Raw genomic sequence first — 13091 nt, forward strand, 5'->3', positions numbered from 1 at the left:
ACCGTATAAAATAACCTTAATCCTCTCTTTTGTTCTTTCTAATTTATTTATCTAATTTAACAAAAGACAAACTTAAGCAGTATATAAAAAATTGCTAGTTTTAGCTAAACCAAAGTTAGTTGCTTGTTTGCTTGCTTATGATTTTCCTTCGGAAAATCCTGGCCTTGATAGTTAAGTGGAAGATTTTTTCATACAATATGCTTAAACCACTCGTAGCCGAAACTAGATTTATACCTTCAAGAATAAATAAAGTTTATTAAAAGTATTTAAGCTTCAACTAAACTTAAATACAATTTTACTTTATGGTTAGAAAATAGGTCAATAAATTGTAGAACCTGACCAAAAAAAAATTTAAATATTAAATAATTTGAGAACATTATAATCAACTAAACATAAGAACAATGTTTTATTTAGTCTTCTTTTTTAAGTTTTATGATTTTTTGTTGTAAAAGAAAGATGGCTAAAAATTAAAATATTATACTTCTTACAAAGCCCTCAAAGCGGTGTTTGAAGAGGTACTACGAAGTAAAACGACGTTCTACGACGTTTCACTACTTTATACGTCATATTCAGGCTTCTTTTTGGCAATCTTATTTTAAAAATAATTCATACAATAATTATTATAATTAATATTTATTGTATGAAAATATTAAAACAATAAAAAAGGAAGCTTATCCAGCTCCCTTTCTCTTTAGTACTAATTTATAATGTATCGGTGATTTTATAAGCCCATCTCTTTGAAGTCTGAAATCATTATTTTACTTAATCGCAAGATTGCAGTAACTCCTGCAACAAGAATTAAAGCGCCCATAGTTGTATAAACTATGCTACTGATAGGTACTTCTGTATAATCATTTTGTTTAGCTTTCATTTTCTTCTGGTTTTATGATAATGGTTTTTTGTTGGTTCCTTCCAACTATTGTTGCGGAGATAACTATGGCTAACATAATAACCCCTCCAACAATCATATATTTTAACATTGGGTTGTTAACTAGTTGTTCTTTGTTGTAGTTTTTTTCTATAAAACTTGGCAACTCATCTATCGGTGTTGGTGAATTCATCTTTTATATATTTTAATCATTTTAATATTATTCGAGACATAAATGTGATAGTAGTAATTATACAAATAATAGTACTTTTTTCCGTCTCTCTCGTCTGTTCCTGTAACGTAGGCTAAATCCAAACCATCTGCTTTTAAGGCATCTAAAATACAGGTCGCACAATTTCCTTCTCTATTTTTATAATGCTTTCCTAAAGCCTTGTCATTACTCCATAATATCTTCTCAGCCTTTCTTCGATTCCGATACTTTGTCTTTCTGGTATTATGGTTATAGCCAAAATCAGCATGTTGCTTATTTAAATATACTTGGTCTCTTCTTCTCGGTTGAAAAGTATAACCACATCCACACTTGCACTCTACAGGTGGAATTGGTCTGGGTAGTGGCAGATTTTCTCTTAAATCTATCACCTTTATTTTTTCATTAGTATCTGGTTTCATTATGCTTAAATTTTATTTCAATGCCTTAATTATTATATTTATGTAACTATGTGGCATATTATTTATAAATATAGTACATTATTTTTTATTTCAAAATTTTATAGTACATTAGTTGCTCTTAAATGAATCACATGAATGAATCAGAAATTATAGAATTAGGCGACTTTGTTTATAATGTGCGTGATATTAGCCCTGCTCAACTTGGTGTAACTTCTAGACAAATTAATTATTGGCTCGATAAGGCTGTGGTGCCTTTTGTTCAAAAACAACAGTCTAAAGAGGATTCTCCAAAAGAGATGGATACAATAATTAATGAAAATGATGTAACGAAAACGAAATGGATTCGATTGAACCTATCTCAGGCAGTATGGGTATGTATTGTTAAAGAATTACTATCCTTTGGTGTATCTATTAAGAAATTAGCTGAACTCGCCAAATTAGTCTGGCAGAAACCTAGGGAAGATAAATATGCCGATGACGTTTTTAAATACCATATCAGAGATAATAAACACCACTTATCCAAAGAGACAATTAATTCATTAAAAAATGCTTTAAAGGATGAGATTTTAATGGAGCATTATTACAGAACTATCATAAATCCTTTTACGGATATGATTAAGTCTGCTTTTAAAAGAGAAACACTTCCCCACTCTATGTTGTACGTCTCTGAAACTAATGATTACACGTTTATTGTTGGTGGTACAGAATTGATATTAGATTTAAGCAGCGTTTATCTTCAACACCCAATGATTTGTTTACCTCTTGCTCCTATTATTTCTAAAGTCCTTGCTGTAGATTTTGGTAACGAAAAAAAGGACTTGACTTATCTTACTAATATTGAAAAACAGATTAGAGACATCGTAGTCTTTAAAAGACCCAAAGTGATTGAAATAGCTTTTCAAGAGAATCATATCAAACCTATTACTTTAACTGAGCAGCATAAAAGCCGAGAAGCTCTGGCCAGATACATCCTAGAAAACAAAATAGCTAAAGGTTCTAAGCTTTTAATTGATATACGGTCTCAGGATAATTATAAATTAACTTTAATTAAATAAACATGATATATTTTGTAGCACGCATTCGGTCCCTGAAAATACAGCCCGGTATAATCCTATACCGCTATGGACCAAGAATCAGAGTTTTGGAATACTGCAAAGGAAATTTTAAATCATCAAAATAAGACCCCTTATTCAGACCAAGAAATTAAAGAGATAGTCAATTTTTTAGAAAACATATCAGGGGTGATATGTCATAACCTAATCCATAAAAACTAGTAAGCCAAGAAAAATGTTGTTTTATATGTGAGGGTCTCTACAGACGAGCAAGCTGATAAGGGATACTCTCTTCGTGACCAGGAGGCCAAATTACTTCACTACTGTAAAGAACACAACTATAAGGTTATTGACACCTATAGAGAGGATTACTCCGCCAAGACTTTTAAAAGACCTGAATTTAAAAAACTCCTAACTTATTGTAAAAACAATAAAAAACAAGTTGATGAGCTTCTACTTGTAAAATGGGATAGGTTTTCAAGAAACACCGCTGAATCTTATCAAATGATTGGTGTATTCAATAGCTTGGGTATTAAAATTAATGCTATTACTCAACCTCTGGATATGACCATTCCTGAACAGTTGCTTATGATGGCTGTTTACTTAGCGATTCCTGAGGTTGAAAACCAGCGGCGGTCTCAAAATGTGATTGCAGGAATGAGACGTGCTTTTAAAGAGGGCAGATATGTGGGAGCACCTCCCAAAGGATATGTCATGGGTAGAGATAGTACAAAAAAACCAATTCTTAAACCCTCGAAAGTAGCTCCTTTAATACAGGAAGCTTTTGAACTTATTGCTAAAGGTATTTATACGCAAAAGGAAGTCCTTACTAAGCTAAACATAAAAGGTTTAAAAAGTTCTAAATCCATGTTTTCTATTCTTCTTAGAAATCCTATTTATTATGGTGGTGTCTATATTAAAGCTTACAAGGATGAGCCTGAAATTATTGTGGATGGTATTCATGAGCCTATTATTTCTAAAAAGCTTTTTGACCAGGTTCAGGTTGTACTTGATGCCAAAAAGAAAAAACATCATGTTACTCATAGTAGAATAAATGCCAAATTTCCATTAAAAGGCTTCTTGCTTTGTCCTGAGTGTAACAGACCTCTTACTGCCAGTGTATGTAAAGGCCGGTCTGAACATTATTCCTATTACCACTGCATTAGTCCTTGCAAGGGAAGATATCGCCTGGAGGACGCTCAAACTGCCTTTATATCTTTTTTAAAGAGTATCAGTCTTAATAAGCCTGTTCTTGAACTTTTGCAAATCATTATTAAGGAACAACTTAAAAAGCAGCTCTTTACTTCTAAACTGGGTCCTAAGCATTACGAGAAAGTCAAACTGATACGTGATAAGCTTATCAAACTCCAGGATTTATTCATTGATGGACAAATAGATAAAACAGAGTACTCACAGGCTAAAAAAAGATATCAGGATATATTGGATGAGCTTGAGAATTTAGAACAGAATCAAAATAAACAGAAAGAGATTTTTGAAACTTACAAAAAAGGACTGTCAAAATTGCAAAACTTTGACAAACAATATGTTGATAGTGATATACATAGCAAAAGACTCCTTACCGGTTTGATATTCCCAAATAAATTCGGTTTTCAAAATAAAAAAGTTCAAACCGCTGATATCAATCCGCTTCTTTTAAAAATATCCAGTATTAATAAGGGTTTCGAGACAAATAAAAAACGGGACAATCTTAATATTAAGAATTTGTCCCGTTTAGTGACCGCGAAGGGATTATAACCCCATCCGAAACCAGTAATCTTTATAGGTGTTTGAAGGTGTTATTAATTTGAGGTAGTCATATAACTACCATATTAATTATATTGGTTTGTTGACCAATGACTTTCAATCTGAAATAAAGATATAAAATTATCTTATTTAAAAAAATATAAATTATGGTGCAAAACTATAACTTCATTTTCTTATTATCAGAACTTCTAGCTCCTATACTTTCACATTCCACTTTATATTTTGAAGTCGTTGTTTTACTTCTAATAATGTTTTTAACACATCAATGTCCTTAGGTAATTGACCATACACCAAATCCTTAAACTCATTATTGTATGTTCCTTTCAACTCATTCCATACATCCTCGGTATTGGTAAACAATAAGGCTTCTTTTGGATGATTCTCTAACCATTTATTTCCAGATTTAAAACTGAATACATCATCATTGCCCACTGTTAATAGCATACTATCAAATTCAAGTGAATTAAAAAAGGCTTTTATAGTGTCTTGCTTTAATAATTGGTGAATATCATATGTATGGCGTATTTTGTTTCTTAGGTCATAAATAACATCATCACCATAAGAAAACCGAACAAGACTCATAATCTTTTCGCAAATAGTTCTTTTAACATCCAATACTTGTACTTCAAACGGCTGCATATTGTAAGTTTCAGCTAAATCTAATTGATTATTCATTTGCATCATCTCAAAAATATAAGAGCTAATATGTTGTTTGTGATATGGTTCAAAACGACCTAACCAAGTACCCTCTACGACAATCACATTTCTTATTTGACCAAACTCACCTTGAAATAGTTTCGGATAGTTATAGGCAATTTTTCTAATCATACCCAATTTATTGGTAATGCCTTCCACTTCAACTTCTTCAATTTTTGTAGCAACAGCTTTAGTTATCATCTTAAGTTTGTTTTTTAATTGATTTCCAGATTCACCTTCATTATTCAAAACCACCAAATCTATGTCTTCAGAAAAACGTTCTATAAAACCAAAACATTTAGATAATGCCGTTCCTCCTTTAAAAACAGTTTGCTTTCCAATTGGGCTGCTAAATATGGTATGCAATGCCAACGTCACCCAATAATCCTTTTCTATATGAATTTCAGCAATGTTTAATTGTTGTGCCGTAATTCTAACAGCGTCTTCAAAAATTTTTATGTCTTCATGGAGATTCATACTAAATTCCAGTTTTTTCCTGTTGGAAGTTGCTTACTAATAACCGTTTTGTATTCTGAAAATGGATTTAAACTCTCTTTAAGTACTTGTAATAATTCATTCTCCGCCATATTTTCAAGTAATGCGCCTAATAAAGCTCTAGTCCTAGGAGGATAAACTAAGGCATATTTTATAGTTTCTGCCAATTTTTTATTTGGCATCTCTTTCAGCATATTACTCAATATAACAACTGCTGATTTTGGATCTAAATCTGAAATTATATTAATGTCCTTAAGCGCATCTAGAAATCCCAATTGCCGATAATTATCATTTGTTACCTCAACATAACTTTTAACAGGTGTAGCCTTTATATTTCCAGTTTGTATATATATTCGTTTTCCTCTGCTAGCTATTTTAATTTTTGAAGCTACTTGCCTTGTTAATCCCATTTGGTTATACAAAGATGCTCCTGTAATGTAAGCAATACGAGTATCGCCTTCAAACAGATACGGCTTTAACAGTTCTGTTTCACTTGGTTTAAGCTCACCAAATACAGTACGTTCTGGCTTATAGAACTTACCATTAGCCACTTTTTTAATAATCCCCTTTTTTTGTAAACGTTCTAACGCTTTTGCTGCCGTTACATACTGGTTTGTAGTTATATTTAAATCTTTATAACCAAAGGTTTTACCTAACGGAAACTGTTTTATCTGACTTGCTATTTTAGTTGCTATGTTCATAGACCTGCAAAGGTACAAATAAATAATAAATGTCAAGTTTTTTGCTCAAAAAACTTGACATTTCAAAAAATTTTATTTTAACTTGTTTTTTCACGCCAGTACCCCTAACTTTGAGTTACACTTCTCAAAGTTAGGGGTACTGGCGAAACTTGTAAAAAATGCCTCTTATAATTCATTAATATCTTTTTCAATCAATTTATATTGGTCTTTAATTTCTTCACCCATATAAAAGCTTAAAAGGTCCTTTTTTGTTAATGTTCCTGTTTCCAAAAACTGTCGTAAATAGCGTTGGTTAAAATCCATTAAAAGAATAGACTTTTCTATCTGTTTTAATATCTCTCGGTTATTATCAATATTCTTTTCTACTAAAACTTTAATCGCTTTAATTTCTTCGATATCTTTAATTATTCTGCTTACCAAAACACCCAATACATCTTTATCAATGTCCATAGTTTTAGCATTCAGCACGATGTCTCTTGCCAACATATAGGCAATTACCAAATTAGAATAATCACCTTTTTGTGAATCAACAATAGCAATAAAACCGATTTCAGGAATATAGCCCACATTTTCGCAAAACTTTAAAATAGAGTTATCAACTAACGATATATCAAAAACAATTAAGCTAACCTTTGAATTCCTGTTAGCATTGGCTTCTATTAATTGACTCCATGCAGTGTCTGTCCTTCTAATGAATAAATCTTTAGTATCAATTGTTCCTAGTTTTACACTTTTATCAAACTTACACTCTATGGCTATTTTTAAGTCTTGTGTACCATTAATTTCACAAATAATATCACCTGTTTTATTTCTTGGCAAATCACCAGTAGCATTTCCTGTAAGTAAAGCTTTGTCTTTCATTCTTTTGCTTTGGAAATACTCGTTTAAAAATTCCGCCACTTCGTCTTCGGCAAGATTGCCTTTTATCGCTGATTTGTAGAAAAGCTCTTTCTTCATTTCAAAAATCATCTTCAAACTCTCTAATTCAGTGCCTAATTCATTAGATGTTTTAGATAAAAATGCAGAAATACGATCTTCCATTAGAGCAAGAACTCCTATATAAATAGCACGCAAAAGTTTTTCATCTCTTTCAGCAACTGGAAGATTATCAAAATAATTGAAAACTATTTGGTTTTCAATTTCAAATTCTTTTATTTCTACTCGTTTAAGTTGTTGGTTTAAGTTTAACATTTTTTAAACTTTTGAATATCTATAGTACCCTTTAATATTTTTTGCCAAATTCATGCAACCATAGACCTATAATGAAAGGAGAATTTTTAATCGGTGACAATGACGAACTTTTGTTCAATATATCTTGTTTATTGAAAACATGTGCATTGGCACTAGAAGGAGAAGCTACCTTTTCATCATCTGCACTTTCCAACGCAAATCCTAAATCCAATGTTATAGTGGCATTGGAATTCATTATCAATTTACTGCCCAGGGAACAAATGGTTTCCTTAGATGAAATTACTAAAATCATTTCGGAAGTAGGACATAAAAAAGTTTAGCCTTAAGCAATCTATAATGAATCCAATTGAAGAAAAATTAATAAACAGTCTAAAACATCATGCAAATGACCATATTCCTACTTTACAACCACACCCCATATATAAAAACAGCCCCAAGCAATTGAAAGCGAACATATACACCAAGTTCTCTCAATGGCCAAAAGACTAATGCCAAAAGGAGAGGAAGCTCTTAAGGATCACATCAACCTTTTTTATAAAATAGAATAACTTTTTAAATCTACTTGTCCATTGTAAGCTCTCTATTTATCGGAATGTATTCTAAATATCAACTTTTGCTTTAATAATGAACTGTAACATAGCCCTAGAATAGTTTTCCACTATTTTTGTATATACCTTTCAATTATGTTTGCATACACAAACACAATGGTTTTACCATAAGCTCTTCGTACTCTTTTACCTTTTATCCACTTTGCTCCAAAGAAAGATTCGTCAACTTCTATTTCTCCTTTAAATGAACTCAAGAGTAGACTTAAACCAAAAACACGTTCTCTAAATAACTAAATAACTTTAAAAGCCAATTAATGGAGTTATTATATTAATTTATTCATTTTTCAATGCCTTTACAGGGTTCATGTTTGCTGCTTTAAAACTTTGCCAACTTACAGTTATTAAAGTAATAGTCATTATTAAAACCCCTGCTAAAATAAATATCCACCAATCTAAATGAGTTTTAAAAGCAAAATTCTCTAGCCATTTATAAGTAACATAATACGCAATTGGAGTTGCAATTAAAAAGGCCATTAGCACCCATTGTACAAACCCTTTATTTAGCATGATCATAACTTCAAAAATGCTGGCTCCATTAACTTTACGAATGCCTATTTCTTTGGTTTTATTTAAACAAATTAAAAATATCTGAGCAAGTATGCCCATACAAGTAAGAATAACTGCAATTAAAGAAAAGAGTGCTATTGAGTTACCCAATTTTTGTTCTTTCAAATACATGCTCTGAAAAATATCATCGTAAAATTGGAAGCTGAACGGTTCATCGGGGAGAAGTTTTTTCCATCTTTTCTCAATTTCACTCAATTGTTGACCAACATTTCCTGAACTTAAATTTAATGTTAAGGCATCAAACCTGTGATTAGGATCATAAATTAATGCTACAGGATCTATGCTTGAATGTAACGATTTAACATTAAAATTATTTACTATTCCTATTACATCATATCCATCTTCGCCTCCTCCATTAGTATACTTTTTGTTTTCTATATCTGTCCATCCAAATTGTTCTATTGCTTTTTTATTTAAAAGACAAGCCTTATTCTTGTCACTTTTAAAAAAACCCCTACCCTTTGATAATTTCATGCCCATAGTATTTAAATAATCATCAGAAACATAAATACAATTAATCATAAATTCATTTTCTTTTTCTCCACTTCCCATAAATAATTTGATTCCTCCAGGAGTACCATCACTTAAAGTACTTCCTTTTACAAATGAAAGTTGAGCCATCTCGTTTTTAATTAATGAAGGATTTGGATGTAAATATGGAATATCAATTTTTATTAAATGTTCTTCATCAAAACCTAGATCGTAGTGTTTCACATACTCCAATTGCTTAAAAATTACAATCACTACAGAAATTAAAGCCACTGAAACTGTTAGTTGAAATATTGACATAGCCCTGACTCCCAATTGCTTACCTTTAATAGTCCGTCCCTTGTTCAAAAACGTAACGATATTGAATTTTGACAAGATATATATAGGTAATAGACTACTGATAATTATAATTGCAAGAATTGTTATTACAAATAAGGGAATCAATTGAAGAAGATTCAATTCAGAAATTGTTATTTCTCGACCAAATACCGATGAAGTGTATGGCAAAAACAGGGTAACTAACAAGATGGATATGAGTGCCGAAAGCAATATACCAATAGTTGTTTCAAGAAATGAATCTAAAATCAATTGCCATTGTGTTGCCCCATTAATCTTATTAATTCCAATTTCCTTCATTTTAGCATACTGCATAGAAATTGTATAATTAAGAAAATTGATACTAGATAACAATATGATTAAGATACCAATAGAAAGAAAAATGATCAAGACTTTAGAGCTGCCTTTTTCGTGCATATCAGAAGTCAACTGAAGCTTAGAAAGATAAATGCTAGGTAGTGGCTGGAGAGCTAAACTATCCACATTTGTGTTAAATTGCCTTATGGATTTATTGAGTTTCTTTGTAAATTGTTTGATATTTGTAGTACTTTTTAATAAAAGAAAATGAGATGTAGGATATATGCAGATTCCATTATTACAGGCTTGTGACATTTGAAACTCTTCATTTTTACTATTTAAAAACAACTGTCCTTTAAAACTTGAGTTAGAAGGTAAATCTTTAATGACCGCAGATATTACTCCTGATAAAAATTCGTTTTTTAAGATATGCCCTAAAGGATTTTTATCCCCGTATAATTTTTTAGCAATATCTTCTGTAATTACTACTGAATTCAATTCACTAAAAGGCTTGTCAGACAAGCTAGCAATGATCTTTACTGAAAAAATATCAAAAAAATTATTATTAGTTATAATTATGTGATCAACTTGAGTGAATTTTTTTGTTTCATTATCTTTTATAAAAATTTTAAATCCTGACGAATACTCCATTGGACAAGTATTTATTATTTCAGGATATTTTTCTGAAAGAGGGATATTTAAATTATAATCTAAGTTGGAATCACTTTTTTTTGCATCATATAATCTAAAAATATTCTCGTAATTCTTAAAACCTGTATCAATGTTATGTTCAGCGTTATAAAATATTCCTATGAACATAAAGGCAGTAAATCCGATAGAAAACCCACCAATTATTAATATAGAATACATTTTGTTTTTTAAAAGATTTCTAAATGCTAATTTTAATTTAAAGCGTAACATATCTTATTGTTTTGTATTTTTTTAAAAATTAGTCCTATTGTCATCAAAGTAATATAGCTACTCATTACGCAATGACTCAACAGGATTTCTATTGGCGGTACGTATATAATTTAAGCCAGCTATAAACATCACAAATACTATAATTAAAATACTACAGGTTACAAAAATTGACCAATGAAGCGGAATTTTAACAGCAAAATTCTGCATCCATTCATTGGCAGTAAACCATGCTCCAATTAACCCCAAAAGCACAGCAGGAATAGCAATATACTCCAACTCTAAGATAAAAATTCGAAGGATATCTAATAGGGTTGCACCATTGATTCTTCTAATAGCCAACTCTTTTCGACGTCTAGACGCTTCGTTGGTTGTATATCCTATCAAACCAATAACTGTCATTAATAAAATAATGATATTGCCAATTAGCATAGCATTACGAAATCCTTTTTCATTTTGATAACTAACTAACTGTTGATCTTCCAGACTCATGATTACGGCATCGTTATGAGGAAGCGCTAAATTAAAAATGTTCGCAATCTTTTGCATAACACCTGCTTGTGCTCCATCATACACTTTTATTAGAATATTAAATGACATTGATGGGTTTTCAATTTTTCGTTGTTCAAATTTTTCCTCCGGAAGATAGAAAAACACAGACGGGCGTGAATCGGGATCAGAAATAGAATTGATAATAAAATCAGGAAAAACACCACTAATAGTGGTGCTTCCATGTTCAGTTATAGTAATTTGTTTTCCAACAACTCCATCGGCCCAACCATTATTTATCTTCAATAATTCAGCACCTTTTTTGCTAATTAGAACATCATTTGGGGCTGTCGTTTTATGAGAAAAATTTTGACCATTTAATGTTCTTATATCAAGAATAGCAAGATAATTTTCATCAACACTATAAAAATCAGCCACATTAAACAATTCCTTTTTCCCGTCGGGCGAAAGCACATTATTACCCGGAGCACCGCTAATGGGTACATCAAACCCCATACCCACCATTTCTACCTCATGCATGTCCCTTAATTCATTTAACACCATAGACACTTTATTTCCATCCATACCTGTAGTCGATCCGTAATAAACTCCTTCGGTTCGATAGCCATGATTTGCATTCCTCATACTGTTATATTGCATGGTCACAATAACCAAAACCGTAAGAATAAACGATGCTCCAGCAAACTGAAAAGACAACAATGAGAGTTTCCATTTGTTTTTTTTTTGTCTATAATTCCTGAATGCTGTTGACACAGGAATACGAGAAAAGAACCTTCCTGGGAAATAACTGGTTATATTCACCAACACTACAATTATAGATACTAATGGCCAGATAACATACGGATTTAGTAGAGAGGACAATTGATGCCCCAACTCCGCTTCAGCTATTGGTTTTACTGCCAAAATCAAAAAGAACGCTCCAACAAGTGATATTAGAAAAAGCAGAAATGTTTCTGAAAAGATCAATATCTGTAAATCTTTAGCTTGAGCACCACATGTTTTGTGTATAGCCGATGATTTAGCTCGGTTTATCAGTGAGCTAAGTGTGAGCAAAATATAATTCATAAGTGAAACAAACAAAACAGCAATAGCAATTGTACTTAGAATGATAATCATATCCTTAACCTCCTCAACATGCATGTCTGTGATAGGCTTAAACGAATATGCTAACACCATTCCTTGTTGTTCCTCTTCCAATCTTTTTATATCCTGATTTTTCTCTTGCATCCTCCTAACGGCAGGTGCCAAACTCTCAGGTTTAACTCCCTGTTCAAGTTTTACACAGGCATAATACCGGTCATTACCCAACCAATTGGTAGTACCGTCCCATGAAAAGAATTGATCTGTAGATACCATAGAAATAAGAATATCATAGTCATAATTCGTGTTCTCAGGTAAGGTCTCAAAAACTCCTGCTATAGTAAGCTTTTTATCGGGGTATCTTTTTAGCTCAATTATTTGTCCTACCACATTGCCTCCCATTTTATTTGCAATTTCCTTGGAAACCATGCAACTCATTGGGCTGGTTAGTATGTCTTTAGAGTTTCCACTAATCATAGGTCGAGGAAGAACATCAAAGAGATATTCATCAGCAAAGGAAAAATCAGCCTCATAACTTTTTAGTTCATCATCATAAAAAACATGTGTACCAATCGAATTTAAACGTGTCGCCGCCTCAACACCAGGGACTTCAGCTTTTAAACCTGGCGCAATGGCTCCACTAACACTAGGATAGCTCTCTAATTTATCTGATGATGTGTCAGCTTTAAAATTTTCATGAACGACGTAAATACGATTAGCATCTGGATAAAAACTATCAAAACTATAATAGTAAAACACTTCAGACAGTAAGAGAATCCCAAATGCCAATCCTGCTGTTAATGAGATAATTCTGGCTGTGGTTTGTTCTCCTTTCCTGAATAATCTTCGTAATGCTAATTTTAAAAAGTTCATTTTTAATATTATTTTA

13 protein-coding genes are annotated in these 13091 nt (G+C 31.7%); 5 read left to right on the forward strand and 8 right to left on the reverse strand.

The annotated features are described in order from the left end of the window. Positions 1–721 precede the first annotated feature (721 nt). From G5V56_RS18675 to G5V56_RS18685, 3 genes are read right to left on the reverse strand one after another with little or no spacing between them, the layout of a single operon-like run. Positions 722–871, reverse strand: coding sequence for a hypothetical protein (locus G5V56_RS18675; protein ID WP_166968031.1), 150 nt, complete (start codon positions 869–871; stop codon positions 722–724). Then, complete coding sequence (locus G5V56_RS18680; RefSeq protein WP_166968033.1) at positions 861–1061, reverse strand: hypothetical protein; 201 nt, start codon at positions 1059–1061, stop codon at positions 861–863. The genes G5V56_RS18675 and G5V56_RS18680 overlap by 11 nt, the downstream gene beginning before the upstream one ends. Beyond that, positions 1058–1498 carry a hypothetical protein gene (locus G5V56_RS18685; RefSeq protein WP_166968035.1) on the reverse strand — a complete coding sequence of 147 codons (441 nt, stop codon included), beginning with the start codon at positions 1496–1498 and terminating at the stop codon, positions 1058–1060. The genes G5V56_RS18680 and G5V56_RS18685 overlap by 4 nt, the downstream gene beginning before the upstream one ends. 131 nt (positions 1499–1629) lie before the next feature. Here G5V56_RS18685 and G5V56_RS18690 point away from each other — a divergent pair, with 131 nt between their 5' ends. The 3 genes from G5V56_RS18690 to G5V56_RS18700 all read left to right on the forward strand — a co-directional run bounded on the left by G5V56_RS18690 (position 1630) and on the right by G5V56_RS18700 (position 4305). Beyond that, complete coding sequence (locus G5V56_RS18690) at positions 1630–2553, forward strand: hypothetical protein (RefSeq protein ID WP_166968037.1); 924 nt, start codon at positions 1630–1632, stop codon at positions 2551–2553. A gap of 66 nt (positions 2554–2619) precedes the next feature. Beyond that, complete coding sequence (locus tag G5V56_RS18695; protein WP_166968039.1) at positions 2620–2772, forward strand: hypothetical protein; 153 nt, start codon at positions 2620–2622, stop codon at positions 2770–2772. A gap of 27 nt (positions 2773–2799) precedes the next feature. Continuing rightward, the gene (locus G5V56_RS18700) at positions 2800–4305 is read left to right on the forward strand and encodes a recombinase family protein (protein WP_166968041.1); all 1506 of its coding nucleotides are present in this window, start codon (positions 2800–2802) and stop codon (positions 4303–4305) included. Positions 4306–4509: 204 nt separating this feature from the next. Here the strand turns inward: G5V56_RS18700 and G5V56_RS18705 are convergent, their stop codons facing one another. The 3 genes from G5V56_RS18705 to G5V56_RS18715 all read right to left on the reverse strand — a co-directional run bounded on the left by G5V56_RS18705 (position 4510) and on the right by G5V56_RS18715 (position 7397). Continuing rightward, the gene (locus tag G5V56_RS18705; protein ID WP_166968043.1) at positions 4510–5487 is read right to left on the reverse strand and encodes a nucleotidyl transferase AbiEii/AbiGii toxin family protein; all 978 of its coding nucleotides are present in this window, start codon (positions 5485–5487) and stop codon (positions 4510–4512) included. Then, positions 5484–6206 carry a DUF6088 family protein gene (locus G5V56_RS18710; RefSeq protein WP_166968045.1) on the reverse strand — a complete coding sequence of 241 codons (723 nt, stop codon included), beginning with the start codon at positions 6204–6206 and terminating at the stop codon, positions 5484–5486. The genes G5V56_RS18705 and G5V56_RS18710 overlap by 4 nt, the downstream gene beginning before the upstream one ends. A gap of 165 nt (positions 6207–6371) precedes the next feature. Further along, a complete protein-coding gene (locus G5V56_RS18715; RefSeq protein ID WP_166968047.1) occupies positions 6372–7397 on the reverse strand; it encodes a hypothetical protein in 1026 nt (341 codons plus the stop codon). Between the two features lie 146 nt (positions 7398–7543). On the opposite strand from G5V56_RS18715, the gene G5V56_RS18720 reads away from it, so the two are divergent. Both G5V56_RS18720 and G5V56_RS18725 read left to right on the forward strand, forming a co-directional pair. Then, positions 7544–7717 carry a hypothetical protein gene (locus G5V56_RS18720; RefSeq protein WP_166968048.1) on the forward strand — a complete coding sequence of 58 codons (174 nt, stop codon included), beginning with the start codon at positions 7544–7546 and terminating at the stop codon, positions 7715–7717. A 16-nt stretch (positions 7718–7733) separates the two neighbouring features. Then, positions 7734–7886: a hypothetical protein gene (locus tag G5V56_RS18725; protein ID WP_166968050.1), complete on the forward strand. Its 153-nt coding sequence runs from the start codon at positions 7734–7736 to the stop codon at positions 7884–7886. Positions 7887–8278: 392 nt separating this feature from the next. On the opposite strand, the gene G5V56_RS18730 is transcribed toward G5V56_RS18725, so the two are convergent. Both G5V56_RS18730 and G5V56_RS18735 read right to left on the reverse strand, forming a co-directional pair. Further along, entirely contained in the window at positions 8279–10615 is a 2337-nt protein-coding gene (locus G5V56_RS18730) for an ABC transporter permease (protein WP_166968052.1), read from the reverse strand. 57 nt (positions 10616–10672) lie between these two features. Beyond that, entirely contained in the window at positions 10673–13075 is a 2403-nt protein-coding gene (locus G5V56_RS18735; protein WP_166968054.1) for an ABC transporter permease, read from the reverse strand. Between the last annotated feature and the right edge of the window lie 16 nt (positions 13076–13091).

Source organism: Yeosuana marina (assembly GCF_011762485.1).
In the GTDB taxonomy this organism is placed as follows: Bacteria; Bacteroidota; Bacteroidia; order Flavobacteriales; family Flavobacteriaceae; genus Yeosuana; species Yeosuana marina.

Coding starts and splice junctions, on each gene's coding strand:
- G5V56_RS18675 (WP_166968031.1), bottom strand. CDS start 871: ATGAAAGCTAAACAAAATGATTATACAGAAGTACCTATCAGTAGCATA.
- G5V56_RS18680 (WP_166968033.1), bottom strand. CDS start 1,061: ATGAATTCACCAACACCGATAGATGAGTTGCCAAGTTTTATAGAAAAA.
- G5V56_RS18685 (WP_166968035.1), bottom strand. CDS start 1,498: ATGAAACCAGATACTAATGAAAAAATAAAGGTGATAGATTTAAGAGAA.
- G5V56_RS18690 (WP_166968037.1), top strand. CDS start 1,630: ATGAATGAATCAGAAATTATAGAATTAGGCGACTTTGTTTATAATGTG.
- G5V56_RS18695 (WP_166968039.1), top strand. CDS start 2,620: ATGGACCAAGAATCAGAGTTTTGGAATACTGCAAAGGAAATTTTAAAT.
- G5V56_RS18705 (WP_166968043.1), bottom strand. CDS start 5,487: ATGAATCTCCATGAAGACATAAAAATTTTTGAAGACGCTGTTAGAATT.
- G5V56_RS18710 (WP_166968045.1), bottom strand. CDS start 6,206: ATGAACATAGCAACTAAAATAGCAAGTCAGATAAAACAGTTTCCGTTA.
- G5V56_RS18715 (WP_166968047.1), bottom strand. CDS start 7,397: ATGTTAAACTTAAACCAACAACTTAAACGAGTAGAAATAAAAGAATTT.
- G5V56_RS18725 (WP_166968050.1), top strand. CDS start 7,734: ATGAATCCAATTGAAGAAAAATTAATAAACAGTCTAAAACATCATGCA.
- G5V56_RS18730 (WP_166968052.1), bottom strand. CDS start 10,615: ATGTTACGCTTTAAATTAAAATTAGCATTTAGAAATCTTTTAAAAAAC.
- G5V56_RS18735 (WP_166968054.1), bottom strand. CDS start 13,075: ATGAACTTTTTAAAATTAGCATTACGAAGATTATTCAGGAAAGGAGAA.